Source organism: Streptomyces sp. NPDC051976 (assembly GCF_040680795.1).
GTDB lineage: Bacteria > Actinomycetota > Actinomycetes > Streptomycetales > Streptomycetaceae > Actinacidiphila.
In genome coordinates, this window is sequence record NZ_JBFAXL010000005.1 from 129,824 (window position 1) to 148,979 (window position 19,156).

General features: G+C 73.4%; 21 protein-coding genes. 12 read left to right on the plus strand and 9 right to left on the minus strand.

Annotated elements, in window-relative coordinates; genetic code table 11:
* Positions 1-76: 76 nt before the first annotated feature.
* The 3 genes from AB0M29_RS07970 (at position 77) to sigJ (ending at position 2,411) form a co-directional block, all read left to right on the plus strand.
* Positions 77-523 (plus strand): hypothetical protein, encoded by a 447-nt coding sequence (locus AB0M29_RS07970; RefSeq protein WP_365380564.1) that lies wholly within the window; start codon positions 77-79, stop codon positions 521-523.
* Between the two features lie 95 nt (positions 524-618).
* Positions 619-1,380, plus strand: coding sequence for an SDR family oxidoreductase (locus tag AB0M29_RS07975; protein WP_365380567.1), 762 nt, complete (start codon positions 619-621; stop codon positions 1,378-1,380).
* On the plus strand, positions 1,377-2,411 hold the full coding sequence (sigJ, locus tag AB0M29_RS07980) for an RNA polymerase sigma factor SigJ (protein ID WP_365380569.1): 1,035 nt from the start codon (positions 1,377-1,379) through the stop codon (positions 2,409-2,411). Before AB0M29_RS07975 ends, sigJ begins: the two co-directional genes overlap by 4 nt.
* A gap of 138 nt (positions 2,412-2,549) precedes the next feature.
* Here the strand turns inward: sigJ and AB0M29_RS07985 are convergent, their stop codons facing one another.
* The 6 genes from AB0M29_RS07985 to AB0M29_RS08010 all read right to left on the minus strand — a co-directional run bounded on the left by AB0M29_RS07985 (position 2,550) and on the right by AB0M29_RS08010 (position 8,437).
* Positions 2,550-3,914 (minus strand): FAD-dependent oxidoreductase, encoded by a 1,365-nt coding sequence (locus tag AB0M29_RS07985; protein WP_365380571.1) that lies wholly within the window; start codon positions 3,912-3,914, stop codon positions 2,550-2,552.
* Between the two features lie 115 nt (positions 3,915-4,029).
* Positions 4,030-4,677: a TetR/AcrR family transcriptional regulator gene (locus AB0M29_RS07990; protein ID WP_365380574.1), complete on the minus strand. Its 648-nt coding sequence runs from the start codon at positions 4,675-4,677 to the stop codon at positions 4,030-4,032.
* A gap of 184 nt (positions 4,678-4,861) precedes the next feature.
* Positions 4,862-5,554, minus strand: coding sequence for an HAD-IA family hydrolase (locus AB0M29_RS07995; RefSeq protein ID WP_365380577.1), 693 nt, complete (start codon positions 5,552-5,554; stop codon positions 4,862-4,864).
* Positions 5,555-5,581: 27 nt separating this feature from the next.
* Positions 5,582-6,520: a M56 family metallopeptidase gene (locus tag AB0M29_RS08000; RefSeq protein WP_365380580.1), complete on the minus strand. Its 939-nt coding sequence runs from the start codon at positions 6,518-6,520 to the stop codon at positions 5,582-5,584.
* Between the two features lie 138 nt (positions 6,521-6,658).
* Positions 6,659-7,315, minus strand: coding sequence for a DUF5134 domain-containing protein (locus AB0M29_RS08005; RefSeq protein ID WP_365380583.1), 657 nt, complete (start codon positions 7,313-7,315; stop codon positions 6,659-6,661).
* Positions 7,316-7,435: 120 nt separating this feature from the next.
* Positions 7,436-8,437, minus strand: coding sequence for a DMT family transporter (locus AB0M29_RS08010; RefSeq protein ID WP_365380586.1), 1,002 nt, complete (start codon positions 8,435-8,437; stop codon positions 7,436-7,438).
* On the opposite strand from AB0M29_RS08010, the gene AB0M29_RS08015 reads away from it, so the two are divergent.
* Both AB0M29_RS08015 and AB0M29_RS08020 read left to right on the plus strand, forming a co-directional pair.
* Positions 8,436-9,857, plus strand: coding sequence for a PLP-dependent aminotransferase family protein (locus AB0M29_RS08015; RefSeq protein WP_365380589.1), 1,422 nt, complete (start codon positions 8,436-8,438; stop codon positions 9,855-9,857). The two genes, AB0M29_RS08010 and AB0M29_RS08015, sit on opposite strands and share 2 nt — an antisense overlap.
* Positions 9,858-9,943: 86 nt before the next feature.
* Positions 9,944-10,480 (plus strand): GNAT family N-acetyltransferase, encoded by a 537-nt coding sequence (locus tag AB0M29_RS08020; protein WP_365380591.1) that lies wholly within the window; start codon positions 9,944-9,946, stop codon positions 10,478-10,480.
* 82 nt (positions 10,481-10,562) lie between these two features.
* Here the strand turns inward: AB0M29_RS08020 and AB0M29_RS08025 are convergent, their stop codons facing one another.
* Complete coding sequence (locus AB0M29_RS08025; RefSeq protein ID WP_365380594.1) at positions 10,563-11,228, minus strand: glycerophosphodiester phosphodiesterase family protein; 666 nt, start codon at positions 11,226-11,228, stop codon at positions 10,563-10,565.
* A 208-nt stretch (positions 11,229-11,436) separates the two neighbouring features.
* Here AB0M29_RS08025 and AB0M29_RS08030 point away from each other — a divergent pair, with 208 nt between their 5' ends.
* Genes AB0M29_RS08030 through AB0M29_RS08045 form a run of 4 tightly spaced genes read left to right on the plus strand, consistent with a single transcriptional unit; the run spans position 11,437 to position 15,439 of the window.
* On the plus strand, positions 11,437-12,834 hold the full coding sequence (locus tag AB0M29_RS08030; RefSeq protein WP_365380597.1) for a DUF6421 family protein: 1,398 nt from the start codon (positions 11,437-11,439) through the stop codon (positions 12,832-12,834).
* A gap of 23 nt (positions 12,835-12,857) precedes the next feature.
* Positions 12,858-13,616, plus strand: coding sequence for an SDR family oxidoreductase (locus AB0M29_RS08035; protein ID WP_365380600.1), 759 nt, complete (start codon positions 12,858-12,860; stop codon positions 13,614-13,616).
* On the plus strand, positions 13,613-14,701 hold the full coding sequence (locus AB0M29_RS08040) for a low specificity L-threonine aldolase (RefSeq protein WP_365380602.1): 1,089 nt from the start codon (positions 13,613-13,615) through the stop codon (positions 14,699-14,701). The genes AB0M29_RS08035 and AB0M29_RS08040 overlap by 4 nt, the downstream gene beginning before the upstream one ends.
* Positions 14,702-14,761: 60 nt before the next feature.
* Entirely contained in the window at positions 14,762-15,439 is a 678-nt protein-coding gene (locus tag AB0M29_RS08045; RefSeq protein ID WP_365380605.1) for a transglutaminase family protein, read from the plus strand.
* Here AB0M29_RS08045 and AB0M29_RS08050 read toward each other — a convergent pair.
* Complete coding sequence (locus AB0M29_RS08050) at positions 15,421-16,167, minus strand: lysophospholipid acyltransferase family protein (protein ID WP_365380607.1); 747 nt, start codon at positions 16,165-16,167, stop codon at positions 15,421-15,423. The genes AB0M29_RS08045 and AB0M29_RS08050 overlap by 19 nt on opposite strands.
* Positions 16,168-16,385: 218 nt before the next feature.
* A complete protein-coding gene (locus AB0M29_RS08055) occupies positions 16,386-16,793 on the minus strand; it encodes a DUF4395 domain-containing protein (RefSeq protein ID WP_365380610.1) in 408 nt (135 codons plus the stop codon).
* Positions 16,794-16,952: 159 nt separating this feature from the next.
* On the opposite strand from AB0M29_RS08055, the gene AB0M29_RS08060 reads away from it, so the two are divergent.
* From AB0M29_RS08060 to AB0M29_RS08070, 3 genes are all read left to right on the plus strand, one after another.
* On the plus strand, positions 16,953-17,366 hold the full coding sequence (locus AB0M29_RS08060; protein WP_365380613.1) for a thioredoxin family protein: 414 nt from the start codon (positions 16,953-16,955) through the stop codon (positions 17,364-17,366).
* Between the two features lie 266 nt (positions 17,367-17,632).
* Positions 17,633-18,124: a flavin reductase family protein gene (locus tag AB0M29_RS08065; RefSeq protein ID WP_365381028.1), complete on the plus strand. Its 492-nt coding sequence runs from the start codon at positions 17,633-17,635 to the stop codon at positions 18,122-18,124.
* A gap of 195 nt (positions 18,125-18,319) precedes the next feature.
* A complete protein-coding gene (locus AB0M29_RS08070; protein WP_365380616.1) occupies positions 18,320-19,105 on the plus strand; it encodes an electron transfer flavoprotein subunit beta/FixA family protein in 786 nt (261 codons plus the stop codon).
* The last annotated feature ends 51 nt before the right edge of the window (positions 19,106-19,156 follow it).

Sequence of the window (19,156 nt, forward strand, 5' to 3'; positions counted from 1 at the left end):
GGGGCAGGGGCGGCCGGTGGCCGGCGACCGGATGCCGGGAATGTCACCTCCGGCCCCGCTGCCTCGTCAGTAGGGCATGAACACTTCCCCCACCACCGTGCGACGGGTCCTGCTCGGCGTCCTGGCCCTGGTCGCCGCCTATGTCGGCGTCTGGGCCGCGTTCCTGCCCACCTCCTGGTACCGGTCCTTCCCCGGGTTCGGCCGCCACTGGCTGCCGCCGCTCGGCGCGTACAACGAGCATCTGACCCGGGACGTCGGCGCGCTCTACCTCGCCCTCGCGGCGCTGAGCGCGGGCGCCGCGTGGCGGGCGGCGGACACCTACCTGGTACGGCTGACCGCGCTGGTCTGGCTGGTGTTCAGCGTGCCGCACCTCGTCTACCACCTGCGGCACCTGGACATGTACACCGGCGTCGACCAGCCGCTCAACGTCGTCGCCCTCGGCTTCTTCGTGGTCGCGGGCGCGGTGCTGCTGATGCTGCCGGGCGACCCGCGCCCCGTCGGTCCACGCCCTGGCCAGGGGTAGTGCGCGGCCGCGATGTCACGCATCGCGGCGCTGCTTCGTCAATCACCGGAGGCCGCCGCTCGGCGCGGCCGAGGAGCAGAGGAGATGCGGGGCTCATGCGAGTGGCTGTGGCAGGCGGTACGGGGCTGACCGGGCGCTGGGTGGTCGAGACGCTGACCGCGGCGGGACACGACCCGGTCGTGCTCGCCCGGTCCGCCGGTGTGGATCTCATGACCGGGCGCGGACTCGCCGACGCGCTGAACGGTGTGGAAGCGGTCATCGACGTCACCAATGTGGTGACCACGAGCCGCCGCACGTCACGGGCCTTCTTCGACACCGCGGGGCGCACCCTGCTCGACGCCGGGCGGCGCGCGGGCGTGACCCACCATGTCGCACTGTCGATCGTCGGCGTCGACCGGGTCGACTTCGGCTACTACGAGGGCAAGCGCCGCCAGGAGGAGCTGGTGGCGGCGAGTCCCGTGCCGTGGAGCGTGCTGCGGGCCACGCAGTTCCACGAGTTCACCGCGCAGACGCTCGACCGGGTCCCGGGCCCGGTCGCGATCGTCCCGCAGATGATCAGCCAGCCCATCGCCGTACGCGAGGTCGCCCAGGCCCTGGTGCACATGGTGTCGGGCCCGCCCGTCGGCATGGCCCCGGAGCTCGCGGGCCCCCGCGTCGAGACCCTGGCCGACCAGGCGCGCCGCTACCTCAGTGCCATCGGCCGGCGCCGCTGGGTGCTGCCGATCCGCCTCCCGATGGCGGGCGGTGCCGCGATGTCCGAGGGCGCCCTCCTCCCCGAGAGCCCGGGCCCGCGCGGCATCCAGACCTTCGACGAGTGGCTGGCCGAGCAGAGCGACGCCGAAAGGGCCCGGGTATGAGCGGGAACACGGGCAGGGGAGACAGCGGCGGGCCGCACCAGGGTGCGGAAAACGACCGGGTCGCAACACCGCACCAAGGTGCGGGATTTCACGACGGTGACGACGTCGGCGGCGACGGCGGCGACCGTGACGGCGCGGGCGCGGACGCCGAGTTGGCCGCCGCCTACGCGCGGGCGCGGCCACGCCTGATCCGGCTGGCCTACGCCGTGCTCGGCAGTTACGCCGAGGCCGAGGACGTCGTCTCCGACTGCTGGCTGCGGCTGGCTGCCGCGAACGCCAGGGAGCCGGTCGAGGACGTCGACGCATGGGCGACGGTCACGGTCGCCCGCCGCGCGGTGGACACCCTGCGCTCGGCGCGCGTACGCCGGGAGACCTACGTCGGGCCGTGGCTGCCCGAGCCGCTGCTGGGCTCGCTGCCCGGACCGGGCGGCACGCCTGCCGCCGACCCGGCCGACCGCGTCACGCTGGACGAGTCGGTGAGTTTCGCGCTGCTGGTGGTGCTGGAGACGCTGAGCCCGGCCGAGCGCACCGCCTGGGTGCTGCACGACCTGTTCGGGGTGGAGTTCCCCGAGGTCGGCCGGGTGGTCGGGCGCAGCACCGCCGCGGTGCGCCAGCTCGCGGCCCGCGCCCGTCGGCACATCGCCGCCGGGGCACCGCGTATCGAGGTCGACGCGCACGAGCACCGGGCCGCGGTGGCCGCCTTCGCGCGGGCCGCGGCCGAGGGCGACCTCGACGCGCTGACCGCGGTCCTCGACCCCGAGGTGACCCTGACCAGCGACGGCGGCGGCCTGGTGAGCGCGGCCCGGCACCCCGTGCACGGCGCCGACCGGGTGGCCCGCTTCCTCATCGGCACCACGTCGCGGTTCGCCGCCGGCCACCGAGCCGAGGCCACCACCGTCAACGGCGCCCCCGGCCTCGCCATCCTGGACGGGGACGACCTGTTCGCCGTGATCTCCCTGACCTTCGCCCGCGACCTCGTCACCCGCGTCGACCTCGTCATGAGCCCACTGAAGCTCCCCAGGACCCCCTGACCGCCGCCGCCCGCGCACGCCGGACGGTGCCCCGCCTTCAGGGGCGCGGGGAACTGCGCGGCAGGCCACCGCGGTGGCGCGCGTCACCGCCGGCCGCAAGGGGGCAGACGCGCTGCCTTCGGACGACCGGCGGCGCCGCTAGGCGGACCGCGGTGGCCTGGTCGTCGCGCCCGCCGCCGTCAGCAGGCCCTGCCAGTCGCAGATCTTGACGGTGGGCCGGCCCAGGGAGCGGCCGAGGGCGGCCTCGGCAGCCTCGATGGCGAGCCAGCCGGGCCAGGCGACAGGGTGGGCTCCCGCCGCGAGGAGCCCATCCAGCGGGTCGGCGGGCAGCGCGCGGGCCAGCAGCCGCGGCGCGTCGGCGATCAGCGAGGCGGCGGTCTCCTTGGCGCAGGGCCTGTTGGTGCCGATCACACCGGTCGGCCCGCGTTTGATCCATCCGGCCACGTACTCGCCGGGCGACGGCGCGCCGTCGCGCAGCACCCGGCCCGCCGCGTTCGGCACCACCGCGCCCCTGGCGTCGAAGGGCAGGCCCGGCAGCGGCACGCCCTGGTAGCCGACCGAGCGCAGCACCAGCCCCGCCGCGATCTCCCGGGTGCCGCCGGTGTCGGCCACGCGGCCCCCGCCGTCCGGGCCGGTGCGCGCGAACCGCACCGCGGCCACCCGCCCGTCGGGGCCCGCGGTCAGCGCGACGGGGCGCAGGAAGAACCGCAGGTGCAGTCGGCGGGCACGGCCCTCCAGCGGCCGGGCGGCCCACTCCCTGAGCACCTCGACGTTGCGGCGCGCGACGGCGGGCAGGTCCGCGGTGTCGGTGTAGTGCGGGTCGAGGGCCAGCTCGTCCTCGTGGACGACGACGTCGGTGCCGGTCAGCGCGCCCAGTTCGCGCAGCTCCTTGGTGGTGAACTTCGCCTGTGAAGGCCCGCGCCGCCCCACCATGTAGATGTCGGTGACCCGGCTGGCCGCCAGCGCGCCGAGCGCCGCCTCCGGAACGTCGGTGCGCCGCAGCTCCGCCGCGGGCCGCGCCAGCACCCTGGCGACGTCGACCGCGACATTGCCCACCCCGATCACCACCGCCGACCGGGCCCGTAGCGCGAACTCGTCCGGCGGCTCGTCCGGGTGCGCGCTGTACCAGGACACGAAGCGCGTCGCCGAGAAGCTGCCCGGCAGGTCCTCGCCGGGCACCGCCAGCCGCCGGTCGGTCGCGGCGCCGACGCAGTAGACCACCGCGTGGTAGAGCCCGAGCAGCCGCCGCGGGGTCAGCGCGGGACCGACGCACACATTGCCCAGGAAGCGGATCCGCGGGTCCTCCAGGACCTTGCGCAAGTTGCCCTGGAGCGACTTGATCTTCTCGTGGTCGGGAGCGACGCCGTAGCGCACCAGACCGAACGGGCACGGCAGCCGGTCGAGTACGTCAACCGCGACATCAGGCACCGTCTCCTGACGGGTGAGTGCCTCCGCCGTGTAGACGCCGCTCGGGCCCGAACCGATCACAGCGACTCGCAGCACGCCTGTGCTCCCTTCGGCAGGGGGAAGCCCTGAGTTCCAGGATGCGCCTCGCGAAGGCGCCGCGGCAGAGCGTCGGGAGCCGTTCCCGGTACGGTTCAGGCCGTCCGTGGCCGGTTCAGGCGGTCGGCGGGGCGACCGGCGGGCGGCGGCTGCCGAGGGCCATCTCGCAGCCCTGCGGCGGCGCGCCCGAGGCCCAGTCGAGGCCGTAGCGCTCGAACAGCTCCGCGCGCAGCCGCTCCAGCGGCATCGGGGCACCCGGCAGCAGCAGCGCCACCGTGGCGCCCATGAGCAGCGCGCGCAGCAGCCGGTACTCCTCCTCGGGATCCTCCGCGCCCCACCCGACCACCGCCCCCCGCAGCAGCGCCGCCAGCTTCTGCTGCTCGGGGCACTGCACGAAGCCCTCGGCCTGGAGGATCGAGGCCATATGGGTGCGCATCAGCTTGGTGTGCGTCTGGGTGAGGGTGAGGATCGCGTCAATGGCACGCGCCATCCGCTCCATGCCGTCGTCGGTCCGGGGCTCCGACTCCAGCGCGGCCGCCAGCTCCAGGTTCATCAGCCGGTGCACCGCGGACTGCAGCAGTTCGCGCTTACCAGCGAAGTAGTACGAGACCAGGCCGCGTGCCGACCCGGCCCGCTGGGTGATGTCGGCGAGCGTCGTGGCCTCGTAGCCACGCTCTTCGACCAGTTCCACGGTGGCCTGCAACAGCCGTTCCCGGGAACGCTGACGCATCGCTTCATTGACCGACGCGCTCCGAGGGGACATTATTTACTCCTGCGTTGACTGGCTGAGAGCCAATATACTCAGCGCACCCGCGGGACCGAGGTCCTTGCGGGAAACGGGGGCAGGCGCCGGGCCCGGCGACGCGGGGGATCGTCGGGACCGGCGTCCGTCATATCCGGCACAGGGCCACGGCGTCACGACATCAGGGCTTCCGGGGTGCGCGCCTTCAGGCGAGCAGGCCGAGGACGCCGCGCAGGGCGTCGGGCCGGTCCGCCACCGGCAGGTGGTCGACCAGGTGCACGGAGCAGCCCAGCGCGGCCGCGCCCGCGTCGGCTCTTCGGTCGTCGCCCACCATGAGGGTGCGTTCCGGGGGGACGCCGAGCAGGTCGCATGCGGTGCGGAAGATCCGCGGATCGGGCTTCTGCGCACCGACCTCGTAACTCAGCACAAAGGCGTCGACCAGTTCGGCCAACCCATGGGCGCGGAAAACCGGCCGCAGGTCCCAGCCGATGTTGCTCACCACGGCCACCGGCACGCCCCTGCCGCGCAGTTCCGCCAGCACGGGGGCGGTGTCGGGGTACGGGCGCCACGCGTCCGGCGTCATGTGCCGGTCGTAGAGCGCGTCATGGATGTCCCAGGGCAGCGCGGCGGTACGCGACAGGCCGGTGTACGCCGCCCGGTGCTGCGCCGCGCCGAGGTCGCGCGCCGCGCAGAGCCGCTCCAGGTGGGGCGGTATCGTCCGCGGCCAGGCGCCGCCGGGCAGCGCGCCCGCGTCGTTCAACAGCTGTGCGTACGACGTCACTTCGGCGTCGGTGGCGGCGATGCCCTCGTCGGCGAGCACCGCCCGCAGCCAGCGCTCGCAGGACTCGACACGAAAGAGCGTCCCCGAGAAGTCGAACATGCAGGCCTTGATCGTCATGTCCGCTTCCTGTCGTCTTCCCGGTCGTCAGGTCAGGGCGCCGAGACCGGGGCTGAAGGCGATCAGCAGCGGCACGGCGGGCACCATCAGGGCGAAGGCGGTCATCCGGACCCGGCGGGCCAGCGGCAGCCGGGGGGCCGGGTCGAGCAGCCGGTGCACCCGCCCCGGCAGCGCGGAGAGCGGAGTGGGGCAGGGCCCGAACACGCCGCTCTCCTCGTTGAGTTCGACGAGGGCGAGGGCCGTGGTCAGGCGGCCGAAGCGGCGCGAGGCGGTGTCGTCGGCCGACAGCTCCACCAGGTGGTGCACCTGGTCGCGGAAGGCGGCGAAGACCGGCACCCGGGGGAAGCCGCCCGCCAGGGCGCCCGCGCAGTGCAGCAGGACGTCGTGCCGGGCCTGGACATGGCCCTGTTCGTGCGCCAGCACCGCGTCGAGCTGGCGGCCCTTGAGCTTGCGCAGCGCGGCGGTGGTGATCACGAGCCGGGGTTCCGCGCCGGACAGCCACCAGGCGTCGGACCGCTGGTCCTCCAGTACCACCAGACGCTCGCCGTCCGGGACGGCCTCGCCGGGCAGCCGGGGTGCCCGCACCCGCAGTTCGGCCCGCCGCCGGCGCCGCCTGGCACGCGTGTCGCGGATCTCCCGGGTGAGCATGGCCGCCGTCCACACGCCGCCCAGCGCGAGGCAGATCGCCAGCGCGCCGGCGTAGCGGCCGTACTGGGGCAGGGCGTACGCCTCCACCACACCGCTCGGCGCGTACGCGAAGAGGTTGCCGCGGACCGCCGTCCAGGCAGCCGCGGCGGAGAGCGCCATCGCCAGCACACAGCACAGCAGCACGGCGACGACGACGCACTGCCAGACCCACAGGGCCAGCACCGGCTCGCGTTCCGGCCAGTCGGCACGGGACAGCAGACGCGGCGCCATCGCCGCCGCAAGTGCGCCGAGAATCAGCAGCACGAACGGGACCGTCATACTGATCACCCTAGGAGCCACGGGTGACACACGGGTACGGACGCCGACCCGATGTGACGCATCACTCACAGGAACGGGGCCGTCACAAGGGCGCGGGAGAGCGCGACCGACCCCCGCCGTCCTCCGTGCGCCGCGGCCTCACAGGGCCAGGAGCATCGCGAACATCCCCAGGGCCATCGACACCCGGCAGGCCGCCGCCACCTCGGGCGCGTGGCGCAGCGGCACCCGGGCCGCAGGGGCCGGGATCCCCGCGACGGCGGGTGCCAGGACGGGGGAGGGGGCCGGCCGTATCGCACGTGCCACGGCGCCGGGCGGCCGGACGGGCGGCAGCGCGGGCGCCGCGACGCGCGGCAGCCCCGGAACGTCACCGGGCGCCGTCACCAGGCGCACCCCCGCCAGCAGCACATAGGCCGCGAAGTACAGCAGCAGCGCGCCGGTCAGCAGCGGGGTGCCCGCGGCCGCGTGGGCGGAGTGCTCCTCATGGGCGCCGCCCGGACCGGCGCCCGCCATCGCCAGCGTCATGTAGACCATTGCGGCCGAGGACACCGAGTGGTGCAGATGGTGGCCGGAGCGCCTGGCGAGCAGCAGGGCGCGCAGCGCGGTCAGCGCGAAGACGGCCGTGAACACCGGGGTGCCCCACGGTCTGGGGTCGAAGACGGAGACCGGGACCGCCATCACGGCCATCCCCAGTGCCATCAGCGCCTCGTCACGGGCCTGGCGGCGCAGCAGGCAGGCCGCGCCCGCGGCGGCGCTCAGTGCCACGAGTAACCAGGCCACCAGCGGCGGTCCGTGCATGCGGCCCTCCCCGTTCCCGTCCCTGTGCCCGGTGGTCTGGAGGAGGACTGCCCGGTCCCGAGGGCGCACACCCGAGCGCATGGAGGTAGCCGGGGGAGCGTGACACCGCCCGGCGCGCCGTCAGGTGCCCGATGTCGTGCGGGACGCCATGCCCTCGGCCATGGACGCGGCCACCGCCCGCCCGCCGTGCGCCTCGTGCTCCGGGGCGCTCTCCGGGGCGGCGGGGCGCCCGGCGCCGGACCGCTGGGTGACGGCCACGCAGACCAGTACGCCGAGCGCCGCGGGCAGGGTGGCCGCGCCCAGCCGCTCGCCGAGCAGGGCCGCCGACCACACCAGGGTCAGTACGGGCTGGGCGAGTTGCAGCTGGCTCGCCCGGGTCACCCCGATCGCGGCCATCCCGCGGTACCAGACCAGCAGCCCGAGAAACTGCGAGACCACCGAGACCCAGACCAGCCCGCCGACCGACTCCCCGGTCAGCCGCACCGGCTCCAGCGACAGCGACACGACCATGGCGGGCAGCGTCAGCGGGAGCGTGCCGACCAGGGCCCAGCCGACGACCTGCCAGCCGGGCAGCACCGCGGCCAGCCGCCCGCCCTCCACGTACCCGGCGGCGCACACCAGCAGCGCGCCGAACAGGTAACCGTCGCCGGCCGTGGGCGCGCCGCCGCTCTCGCCGAGCGTGAAGGCGGTGACCACGGCGGCGCCCGCCACCGCCGCCGCCCAGAACGTACGGGACGGCCGGGCGCCGGTCCGCAGCGCGGCGAGCACCGCGGTGCACAGCGGGAGCGCGCCGACCACCACGGCGGCGTGGGAGGTGTCGGTCGTGCGCAGCGCGAGCGTGGTCAGCAGGGGGAAGCCGACCACCACTCCGCAGGCGACCACGGCCAGCCCCGCCCAGTGCGCGCGGTCCGGCACCCTGGCCCGGCCCGCGACCAGGAAGACGCCCGCGACCGCGGTGGCCAGCACCGCCCGCACCGTCACCGCCGACCAGGCGCCGAAACCGGACAGCGCCCAGTGGGTGGAGGGGAAGGTGAGCGAGAAGGCGGCCACGCCGAGGCAGGCCAGTGCGGTGCCGCGCACTGCTATCGGGGTGCGAGTGGTAGCGCTACTATGTGCTCTCATGAACAACGATAGCAGTGCGGGTGCGGTGGCAGAATCCCTGCGAAGGGAGCTGAACCGCTTCTCTCCAGGTGAGAAGCTGCCGTCGAGCCGGGCACTGGTGGACCGCTTCGGGGTGAGCCCCGTGACGGTCTCCCGCGCGCTGGCCGCGCTCGCCGCCGAGGGTCTGGTCGTCACCCGGCCCGGCGCGGGCGCCTACCGTGCGGCCGAGGACATCCCCTCGCCCCGCGTCGTGGACACCTCCTGGCAGCAGGTCGCCCTCACCGCGGAGGACCCCGACGCCGCGCCCCGGGTCGTGGACGCCTCCGGGGTGCTGTCCTGCCTCGCCGCGCCCGCACCCGGCGTCATCGCCTTCAACGGCGGCTATCTGCACCCCGGCCTCCAGCCGGAGCAGGCGCTCGGCGCCGCGCTCGCCCGCGCCGCCCGCAGACCTGGGGCGTGGGAGCGGCCACCGATCGAGGGACTCACCGCGCTGCGCAACTGGTTCGGGCGCGAGGCCGGGGTCGGCCCGGTCCAGGTACTCGTCACCGCCGGCGGCCAGGCCGCCCTCACCACCGCGCTGCGCGCCCTGGCCGCGCCCGGCTCCGCCGTCCTGGTCGAGTCGCCGACCTACCCCGGCGCGCTCGCCGCGGCCCGCGCGGCGGGGCTGCGGCCGGTCCCCGTCCCGGTGGACGCGGACGGTGTGCGCCCCGATCTGCTGGCGGACGCCTTCGGTGCGAGCGGCGCCCGGGTCTTCTTCTGCCAGCCGCTCTTCCAGAACCCCACCGGAGCGGTGCTCGCCGACGAGCGCCGCCGCCAGGTGCTGGACATCGCCCGCGCGGCCGGGGCGTTCGTGGTCGAGGACGACTTCGCCCGCCGCCTCGGCCACGGTGGCTCGCTGCCGGCCCCGCTCATCACCGACGACCCGCACGGCACGGTCGTCCATGTCGCCTCGCTGACCAAGCCGACCTCGCCCAGCCTGCGGATCGGCGCGCTCATCGCCCGCGGCCCCGTCATGGAGCGGCTGCGCGCCATCCAGGTCGTCGACAGCTTCTTCGTGCCCCGGCCACTCCAGGAGGCAACGTTGGAACTCGTCGGCGCCCCGGCCTGGCCGCGCCATCTGCGCGCGGTCGCGGCGGGCCTGCGCGAGCGCCGCGACGCCATGGTGGGCGCGCTGCGCGACCGGCTGCCGCACCTCGCCCCGGAGACCGCCCCGGGCGGCGGCTACCACCTCTGGCTGCGGCTGCCCGACGGCACCGACGAGAGCGCGCTGACCGCCGCAGCCCTGCGCGCAGGGGTCGCCGTGGCCGCCGGCCGCCCGTACTTCCCCGCCGAGGCCCCGGCCCCGTACCTGCGGGTGACCTTCGCCGACACCGGCGGTCCCGAGGAGATCACCGAGGGCGTGCGCCGACTGGCCGACGCGCTGACCGGTCTGGCCGTCTGACCGGCCCGCCCGCCTGCCCGGGCCGCCGGCCGCGGCCCCGCGGCCACCCGTGATCCCGCCCGGCACCCGGGGTTAGCCTGTCCCGCATGGACACTGCCGCGCGCCCCGCCTTCCGCAACGCCACCGCCGCCGACGTCCCCGCGCTCGTCGCGCTGATCGAGTCCGCGTACCGCGGCGACGACAGCCGCGCGGGCTGGACGACCGAGGCGGACATCCTGGAGGGCCAGCGCACCGACCCCGAGGGCGTGCTCGCCGTCATCGAGGGCGCGGACAGCAAGCTGCTCGCGGTGGAGAGCGGCGGCGAACTCGTCGCCTGCTGCCAGCTCGAACACCGCGGCTCGCACGCCTACTTCGGGATGTTCGCGGTACGCCCCACCCTCCAGGGCGCCGGTCTCGGCAAGGTCATCATCGCCGAGGCGGAGCGCTTCGCCCGTGAGGAGTGGGGCGTCGCGGAGATGCACATGACGGTGATCTCGGCGCGCGAGGACCTCATCGCCTGGTACATCCGCCGCGGTTACGCCCGTACCGGCGAGATGACCCCGTTCCCGTACGGCAACGAGCGCTTCGGCCTGCCGACCCGCGACGGCCTGCAGTTCGAGCTGCTGACCAAGAAGCTCGGCTGACGAGGAAGCCCGGCCGACGGTGGAGTGCGGGGACCGGCGGGCGCGCGGCTGAGCGTTCCCGCCGGATCACCCCGGCCCGGTACTACACCGGCTCCGCCGGGAGGTCGGTGGCCGCGCCGTCCAGGCCCAGGGCGCGGGCGAGCGCCCAATCCTGCGCGGTGTTGACCGTCCAGGCCATGACCGCGATACCGGCCGCCTGGCAGCGGCTGACCACGTCGAGGTTGAGCTGCCGCAGCTCCAGGCTGACCAGCCGGGCGCCGACCGCCTGAGCGCGGGTGACGATCTCCGGGCCGAGGTCGCTGGCGACCAGGACCGTACGGACGTCCGGGAGCAGCTCGCGGATCTCGGCCAGCGCCTCGTCGTGGAACGACAGCACGCTGACCCGCTCGGTCTCGCCGCGCTCGCGCAGCGTGTCCGCGAGCACGCGGGCCGCCGCCACGTCCTTGATCTCGGCCTGGATGGGGCGGCTGACCGCGTCGAGCACTTCCTCGAAGACCGGCACCCGCTCGCCCAGCCCCGCGTCCAGGGTGCGGATCTCGGCCAGCGTCAGGTCGCGGATGAGTCCGGCGCCGTCGGTGGTGCGATCGACGTCCTCGTCGTGCATCACGACGAGCGCCCCGTCCTTGCTCAGGTGCAGGTCGAGTTCGATCTGGTCGAGGCCGGCGGCCTGCGCCGCGCGGAAGGACCGCAGGGTGTTCTCCGGCTCCACGCCCATGACTCCGCGGTGACCGACAGTGAGGAAGCTCATAACCGGCCACCTTAGCGAGCGGAAGCGACCACGGTCCCAACACACCATGACGCAGACGCAAGTTCGGTTGGGCCATCCGGGAGACGGACGGGAAAAACAGCGGCCTCTCGGGCATTGCACAGGAGGATCTGCGCGTTCTCCCCTTGATCGAGGCGCAAGGTCGCGGATACGGTGGTCAGACGACAGGTTCTTTTGTGGAGGAGGGGTCATGAGTGAAGTTCTTTCGCCGCGGGTGGCGAGTGAGGACGGGATATCCGGCGACAGCGTCATCGGGCACCCCGCGTGGGCGGTACTGAAGCAGGCCGTCGAAGCCATCAGGCCCTGGCAGCAGAAGGACGGCTCGATCGACTTCGCCGCCGAGGACGCGCCGCGGCGCGAGGACGCCGAGGGCACCCTGCGGCGGGTGATCGACGCGGTCGAGCAGCTCTCCCCGCTGCTCCCGCACGACGCCGCCTACCACCGCGCGCTCGTGGCCGATCTGCGCCGCTGGGCCGAGGGCGGCTTCGCGGTCCCCGACTTCCTGGACTCCCTGCTGGCCTTCCAGCCCGCCGCGGACCGCCGTGACGGCGTCCAGCACCTCGTGGTCTTCGCCATGTACACCCAGAACGGCAACCCGGACCGCAATCTGGAAGCCGTCGTGCTGCGTGTGGTCTGGCCCGACTGGCTGGCCGAGCTGGAGCGCACCCGGTACGACAACCCGCTCTTCGTCCCGATCACCTTCGAGGACTTCACTCCCGGTTACGACACCAACTCCGCGGTGCTCTTCCCGGAGACCGTCGCGGTCCGCGAGGCGCCCGAGCGCTGGACCTGGGGCGCGATCTTCTGCGACCGCGAGGCCGCCCGCTTCCGCGCCGTGTCCGCCGCCGCCGTCGAGACCCTCGGCCTCGAACTGCCCGGCGACGCCGCCCGGCTCGTGGAGGACCAGGAGCTGGCGCAGCAGACCTTCGTGCTCTGGGACATGATCCACGACCGCACCCACAGCCACGGCGACCTGCCGTTCGACCCCTTCATGATCAAGCAGCGCGCGCCGTTCTGGATGTACGGCCTGGAGGAGCTGCGCTGCGACCTCACCACCTTCCGTGAGGCCGTGAAGCTGGAGGCCGAGGGCCACCCCATGGGCCTGGGCGTGCAGTACGCCATCCTCTTCGACCGGCTCTTCCGCTTCCCCGTCACCGGCGACCGGGTCCGCAACTACGACGGACTCGGCGGCCAGCTCCTCTTCGCGTACCTGCACAAGCACGACGCCGTACGCTGGACGGACAACACCCTGCACATCGACTGGGAGCGCGCGCCGCAGGTCACCAACCAGCTCTGCGCCGAGATCGAGACGCTCTACCGGGACGGCATCGACCGCCCCAAGCTCGTGCACTGGTTCGCCGCCTACGACCTGGTCGCGAGCTACCTCTCCCCGCATCCCGGCTCGGTCTGGGCCAAGGGCCCCGACGCCCTGGACCTGTCGCAGCCGCCTCGCAAACTCGTGGACGACGTGCTGGCGGACGAGTTTCCGCTCAGCATGTTCTACGAGGCCCTTGCGAAGAAGCTGCGTACGGTGATCACCTCGACAAAGGGGATCACGGGCGACAGCCACCTTCGGGGCGCCGCGTGACCGGTGCGGCCGAGGAGGCGGAGATGACGACCGACACATACACGGGTGGTCTGGACGGGGCGGTGATCGCGGTCGCGGGCGCCGGCGGCCCCGCCGGGCGTGCCGTGCTGCAGCGGCTGGCCAGGGAAGGCGGGCACATCATCGCCGCCGACGCCGACCCCGAGCGGCTGGCCGAGGCCGTGGACGCGGCGCGCTACGACGCGGGCGGCGCCGACATCACCGGCGAGATAGTGGACCTGCTCGACCTGGAGGCCAGCCAGGACTGGGCCGCCCGGATCGAGAAGGACCACGGCAGGGTGGACGGCCTGGTCCACCTCGTCGGCGGCTGGCGGGGCTCGGCCTCCTTCCCGGAGACCGATCTGGAGGACTGGGACGTCCTGCACCGGCTGCTCATCCGTACGGTGCAGCACACCTCGCTCGCCTTCCACGACGGCCTGATGCGCAGCCCCGGCGGCCGCTATGTGCTGATCAGCGCCTCGGGCGCCACCGTGCCGACCGCGGGGAACGCCGCCTACGCCGCCGCGAAGGCCGCCGCCGAGGCGTGGACGCTCGCGCTCGGCGACTCCTTCCGCAAGCTGGGCGGGGACGACGGCCCCACCGCCGCGGCCACCGTGCTCGTCATCAAGGCCCTGGTGCACGACGAGATGCGGGCCCAGCGCCCCAACGCCAAATTCGCCGGATTCACCGATGTACGCGAGCTCGCCGACGCCATCGCGCACATCTGGGACCGGAACCCCACGGAAGTGAACGGGACCCGACAGTGGCTGACGCCCCAACCGTGACCGGACAGACAGCAGGCGGCGCGATACGCCGTCACGACCCGCGGGTCCGCGGCTTCGCCAGTGACAACTACGCCGGGGTGCACCCCGAGGTGCTGGCCGCCCTGGCGCTCGCCAACGACGGCCACCAGGTCGCCTACGGCGAGGACGACTACACCACCCACCTGCAGGAGGTCTTCCGCGCGCACTTCGGCCCGCGCGCGGAGGTCTTCCCGGTGTTCAACGGCACCGGCGCCAACGTGACGGCGCTGCAGTCGCTCACCGAGCGCTGGGGTGCGGTGATCTGCGCCGAGTCGGCCCATATCCAGGTCGACGAGTGCGGCGCGCCCGAGCGCGTCGGCGGGCTGAAGCTGCTCACCGTCCCGACCCCGGACGGCAAGCTCACCCCCGAGCTGATCGACCGGCAGGCGTACGGCTTCGACGACGAGCACCGGGCGCAGCCGCAGGTCGTCTCGATCACGCAGACCACCGAACTGGGCACCTGCTACACGCCCGAGGAGATCAAGGCGATCTGCGACCACGCCCACCAGCTGGGCATGGCCGTGCACCTGGACGGGGCGCGGATCTCCAACGCGGCGGCGACGCTGGGCGTTCCGCTGGCCGAGTTCACCACCGACGCGGGGGTGGACATCCTCTCCTTCGGCGGCACCAAGAACGGGCTGCTGGTCGGCGAGTGCCTGGTGGTGCTCAGCCCCGAGCGGGTGCGCTCCATCAAGTACCTGCGCAAGATGTCGATGCAGCTCGCGTCCAAGATGCGCTTCGTCTCGGTGCAGTTCGAGGCGCTGCTGGCGGGCGATCTGTGGCTGCGCAGCGCCTCGCACGCCAACGCGATGGCACGCCGCCTGGAGCAGGCCGTCAAGGACGTCGAGGGCGTCACCGTCATGCGCCCGGTGCAGTCCAATGCCGTCTTCGCGACGCTGCCGCGCGAGGTCAGCGAGCGGCTGCAGAAGCGGTACCGCTTCTACTTCTGGAACGAGGCGACCGGCGAGGTGCGCTGGATGTGCTCCTTCGACACGACCGAGGAGGACGTGGACGGATTCGCCGCGGCCCTGGTCGAGGAGATGCGGGGCAGCGCGACCATCGCATGAGTATGCGGAAGTCCGTAAATTGATTGATCGAGAGGTCGGCCGTTCCCTAGGCTCCGCGGCATGGAGCTGATCAAGGGAACCGCCGACCTCTCGGCGTACCTGGCCGCCGACGACGTCATCGACCACCACCATCCGACCGTACGTTCCACGGCGGCGCGCCTGGGCGCCGGGACCGCGGCACCGTATGACTATGCGAAGGCGGCCTTCGAGTTCGTCCGTGACACCGTCCCGCACTCGATGGACGCCGGTGAGCGGCGGGTCACCTGGCGGGCCTCCGACGTCCTGGAGCGGCGTACGGGCATCTGCTACGCCAAGTCCCATGCCCTGGTGGCGCTGCTGCGCGCCGGGTCGCTGCCCGCGGGGCTGTGCTACCAGCGGCTCACCGACGACGACGGGCGGGACCCGGTGGTCCACGGCCTCGTCGCGGTGCTGCTGCCGGGCGTCGGCCGCTGGGCGCGGCAGGACGCGCGCGGCAACAAGCCGGGCGTCGACGCCAGGTTCTCCGTCGAGGGGGAGCGGCTGGCCTGGCCGGTGCGCCCGGAGCTGGGGGAGGTCGACTACCCGGTGCTGTACGCCACGCCGCCGCGCGCCGTGCTGGCCGCCCTCCAGGGCGCGGGCAGCGTCGCCGAACTCGCCGGACTGCTGCTCACCGCGCTGCCGCCGGACGGCGAACCAGCCGCTGACCCAGCCGGGGCCGCCGCCTCAGCCGGGGCGGCCGGTCAGAGCGCCTCGGCCTGAGCCTCGCGGTCCCGCGCCGCCGCCTCCTCGGGCGTCGGCGCGGTGCCACCGAGGTGCGCGGGCAGCCACCAGCGGTCATCGGGCCCCGACGGCTTGCCCGGGTAGGTGCGCTGGGCGTCCTCCAGCAGCTCCTGCACCCGCATCCGCAGCCGCCGGGTGAGTGCGCCGGCCTTCTCGTTCTCCTGCGGGTGCATCTGCTCGCCGATCCGCAGCGTGATCGGGAACCTGTTGCGCCCGAGACTGCGCGGGTGCCCCTTCGTCCACAGCCGCTGCGTGCCCCACAGCGCCATGGGCAGCAGTGGCACGCCCGCCTCCATCGCCAGCCGGGCCGCGCCCGATTTGAACGACTTCAGGGTGAAGGACTGGGAGATCGTCGCCTCCGGGAACACCCCGATGATCTCGCCGCCGCGCAGGGCGTCCAGCGCGTGCGCGTAGGCGTGCATGCCCTCGGAGCGGTCGACGGGGATGTGCTTCATCGCGCGCATCAGCGGACCCGACACCTTGTGCCGGAAAACCGACTCCTTGGCCATGAACCGCACCAGGCGCTTGGCCGGGAGCGTGGTCAGCCCGCAGAAGATGAAGTCCAGGTACCCGATGTGGTTGCTGACCAGCAGGGCGCCACCCTGTCTCGGCACGTTCTCGGTGCCCCGGATGTCGAATCGCAGGCCCTGCACCTTGAACATGGTGCGGGCGCAGGCGATCACCGGTGGGTAGACGAGTTCGGCCATGTCGGGGCACCTGCTCTCTCCGGGGCGGCGTCCCGGCGGAAGTTACGCGCCCGTAGGTTGTCCGGCCGCTGAGCGATGGTGCCCCGGCGGCGGGCCTCGTGTCATCCCGGGGAACGGCGCCGTGGAGAGATTCTTCTCACGTCGTCAGAACCCGGCGGACGCGTGGCGCGGGCAGGTCATGAACAAGCCACCATGCCATGGTCGCGGTAAGGACGGCGTCAGGCCAGAGTCCGGCGCAGCAGCAGATACATCTCGCACCCCAGGCAGTAGGCGAACACCGCGTTGAGGAAGGCGGCGGCCAGCGCGCACCCGGTGGCCGCCATCCCCAGCCACTGCGGGCCGACGGCGTATCCGACGACCCCGATGACGGCGAAGACCAGGCCCACGGCCTGCGCGAAGCGCGGCGGGGCGGCGTCCTCGGTGGCGGGCGGCGGACCGAGCCGGGGCCGCACCAGCGTGCGGAAGACCCAGCCGTACGGCGAGTTCCGGACACCCGCGGCCGCCCCCACGGCGAACACCGCGGCCTGCGCGGCGAGCAGCCACCCACTGCCGGTGACCAGCACGACCGCGAGCACCACGGTGGTGACGGCGGCCCCGAACCTGGGGCCTCGTACGTCGATGTCCATGACTGAAATAATGGCCGAACGACGGCGTGTCGTGCCCGCGGGAATCGTTGCGATCCCGTGAACGCTCCTCCTGGGGTGGGAGCGCCACACGCGTGACGCGCCGAATATGTGGACAGCCGAAGAGGCGGACGACGGCGGGGAAGATGGGAGAGGACGGCGATGACAGGACTGGTGGTCTGCCTGGCCGTGCTCGCGGCGGCGACCGTCTTCGGGATCATCCACCGGCGCGGGGACGGGAGGATCCGGGTGCGGGCGAAGGACGGCGACGAGCGGCTGACAGCCGGGGACCTCGGCGGGCCGCTGGGTGAGCGCGCCACCCTGGTGCAGTTCTCCAGCGCCTTCTGTGCGCCCTGCCGGGCCACCCGGCGGGTGCTCGGCGAGGTGGCGGCGATGGTGGAAGGGGTCCGGCACGTCGAGATCGACGCCGAGGCCCACCTGGAACTGGTGCGGCGGCTCGGCGTCCTCAAGACCCCGACCGTGCTCGTCCTGGACGCGGGCGGATCGGTGGTGCGCAGGGCGGTGGGCCAGCCACGGCGCGCCGACGTGATCGCGGCGCTCGGCGCGGCGGTATGACCCTGCCGCGGCCCGGCGGGTGTGACGGTCCTTCCATCTGCGAGGCCGGTCTTGACGTGGCACGCCGTGAATCGTCACTCTGACGTTATGCCGCCAGAACCCCTTCTGTACGGGCGCGCCGACGTCGACCTCGGCAGGAACTCCAGCGCGCGTTGTCCGAGCCGCTGAGCGCCTCCGAACCGCCCGCCGCCGCTCGACCGCAGCAGAAGGACACCGCAGTGACTGCCTCGACCGACCTGGGCACCCTCCCGGAGACCGCCCCCCTCATCGCCGATGAGCCTGCCCTGGACCAGGCCGTCTTCCGCTCGGTCTTCCGGCGGCACGCCGCGGGCGTCGCGGTGATCACCGCCGCCGCCGGAGGCCGGCCGGTCGGCTTCACCGCCACCTCGCTGACCTCGGTCTCCGTCGAGCCGCCGCTGCTCTCCTTCGGCATCAGCCTCGCCTCGTCGAGTTGGTCGACCGTCGCCGAGAGCCCGTATGTCGGCGTGCACGTGCTGGGCGAACACCAGGAGCCGCTGGCCGCGACCTTCGCCCGCAGTGGCGCCGACCGCTTCGGCCCGGCGACCGACTGGGCCTACGGGCCGTACGGCGTACCGCTGCTGCGCGGCGTCCCGGCCTGGCTGGTGTGCCGCGTGATGGCCCGGATACCCGCCGGCGACCACCGCATCGTGATCGCCCGGGCGATCGCCGGTGACCCCGAGGGCCCCGGCGGCCCGCTCCTTTACCACCAGGGTGGTTTCAACGCCCTGCGGGACTGAAAGGGGCGGCGTCGGGCAGGTCACAGTGCGAGAGCCTTGCGTATGCGTCGGCACCTCTGTGTACTGACGAGTAATATTTCCGTCGGGTCAGTTGCTGCGTCCCGGACGGGAGCCGCCGCCGCAGGCGCCTATGCTGCCAATCCGGGGCAGTTGACGAAGACGTTGCAGGACGATGCTGTAGGTAGGAGAGCAGGCGTGAGCTTGAGGATCGTAGTCGCAGTGAAGTACGTGCCCGACGCCACGGGCGACCGTCACTTCGCCGAGGACCTGACCACCGATCGCGACGCGGTGGACGGCCTGCTGTCGGAGCTCGACGAGTACGCCGTCGAGCAGGCGCTGCAGATCGCCGACGCCGCCGACGACGCCGAGATCACCGTGCTGACGGTCGGTCCCGAGGACGCCAAGGACGCGCTGCGCAAGGCGCTGTCGATGGGTGCCCACAAGGCGATCCACGTCGAGGACGACGCGCTGCACGGCACGGACATCATGGGGACGTCGCTGGTGCTCGCCAAGGCGATCGAGCACGCGGGCTTCGACCTGGTCGTGACCGGTATGGCCTCCACCGACGGCACCGCGGGCGTCGTGCCCGCCCTGCTCGCCGAGCGGCTGGGCGTCCCGCAGGTCACCTTCCTGTCCGAGGTCAAGGTCGAGGGCGGCAAGGTCTCCGGGCGTCGCGACGGCGACGCGGCCAGCGAGCAGCTCGAGGCGTCGCTGCCCGCGCTGGTGTCGGTGACCGACCAGTCCGGCGAGGCCCGCTACCCGTCCTTCAAGGGCATCATGGCGGCCAAGAAGAAGCCGGTGGAGGCGCTCGACCTGTCCGACCTGGGTCTCGACGCGGCCGAGGTCGGCCTCGGCGGCGCCTGGACCGCGGTCCAGGACGCCACCCAGCGCCCCGCGCGCACCGCGGGCACGATCGTGAAGGACGAGGGCGAGGGCGGCAAGCAGCTCGCGGAGTACCTGGCATCGCAGAAGTTCATCTGAGCGGGCTCGTCGTCCGAGCCCGCCCGGATCTCTGCCGAGCAGCCGCAAGCC

Bases quoted from the DNA above. Each gene is read 5' to 3' on its own strand.
- AB0M29_RS07970 (WP_365380564.1), top strand. From the start codon at position 77: ATGAACACTTCCCCCACCACCGTGCGACGGGTCCTGCTCGGCGTCCTG.
- AB0M29_RS07975 (WP_365380567.1), top strand. From the start codon at position 619: ATGCGAGTGGCTGTGGCAGGCGGTACGGGGCTGACCGGGCGCTGGGTG.
- sigJ (WP_365380569.1), top strand. From the start codon at position 1,377: ATGAGCGGGAACACGGGCAGGGGAGACAGCGGCGGGCCGCACCAGGGT.
- AB0M29_RS07990 (WP_365380574.1), bottom strand. From the start codon at position 4,677: ATGTCCCCTCGGAGCGCGTCGGTCAATGAAGCGATGCGTCAGCGTTCC.
- AB0M29_RS07995 (WP_365380577.1), bottom strand. From the start codon at position 5,554: ATGACGATCAAGGCCTGCATGTTCGACTTCTCGGGGACGCTCTTTCGT.
- AB0M29_RS08000 (WP_365380580.1), bottom strand. From the start codon at position 6,520: ATGACGGTCCCGTTCGTGCTGCTGATTCTCGGCGCACTTGCGGCGGCG.
- AB0M29_RS08005 (WP_365380583.1), bottom strand. From the start codon at position 7,315: ATGCACGGACCGCCGCTGGTGGCCTGGTTACTCGTGGCACTGAGCGCC.
- AB0M29_RS08015 (WP_365380589.1), top strand. From the start codon at position 8,436: ATGAACAACGATAGCAGTGCGGGTGCGGTGGCAGAATCCCTGCGAAGG.
- AB0M29_RS08010 (WP_365380586.1), bottom strand. From the start codon at position 8,437: ATGAGAGCACATAGTAGCGCTACCACTCGCACCCCGATAGCAGTGCGC.
- AB0M29_RS08020 (WP_365380591.1), top strand. From the start codon at position 9,944: ATGGACACTGCCGCGCGCCCCGCCTTCCGCAACGCCACCGCCGCCGAC.
- AB0M29_RS08025 (WP_365380594.1), bottom strand. From the start codon at position 11,228: ATGAGCTTCCTCACTGTCGGTCACCGCGGAGTCATGGGCGTGGAGCCG.
- AB0M29_RS08030 (WP_365380597.1), top strand. From the start codon at position 11,437: ATGAGTGAAGTTCTTTCGCCGCGGGTGGCGAGTGAGGACGGGATATCC.
- AB0M29_RS08035 (WP_365380600.1), top strand. From the start codon at position 12,858: ATGACGACCGACACATACACGGGTGGTCTGGACGGGGCGGTGATCGCG.
- AB0M29_RS08045 (WP_365380605.1), top strand. From the start codon at position 14,762: ATGGAGCTGATCAAGGGAACCGCCGACCTCTCGGCGTACCTGGCCGCC.
- AB0M29_RS08050 (WP_365380607.1), bottom strand. From the start codon at position 16,167: ATGGCCGAACTCGTCTACCCACCGGTGATCGCCTGCGCCCGCACCATG.
- AB0M29_RS08055 (WP_365380610.1), bottom strand. From the start codon at position 16,793: ATGGACATCGACGTACGAGGCCCCAGGTTCGGGGCCGCCGTCACCACC.
- AB0M29_RS08060 (WP_365380613.1), top strand. From the start codon at position 16,953: ATGACAGGACTGGTGGTCTGCCTGGCCGTGCTCGCGGCGGCGACCGTC.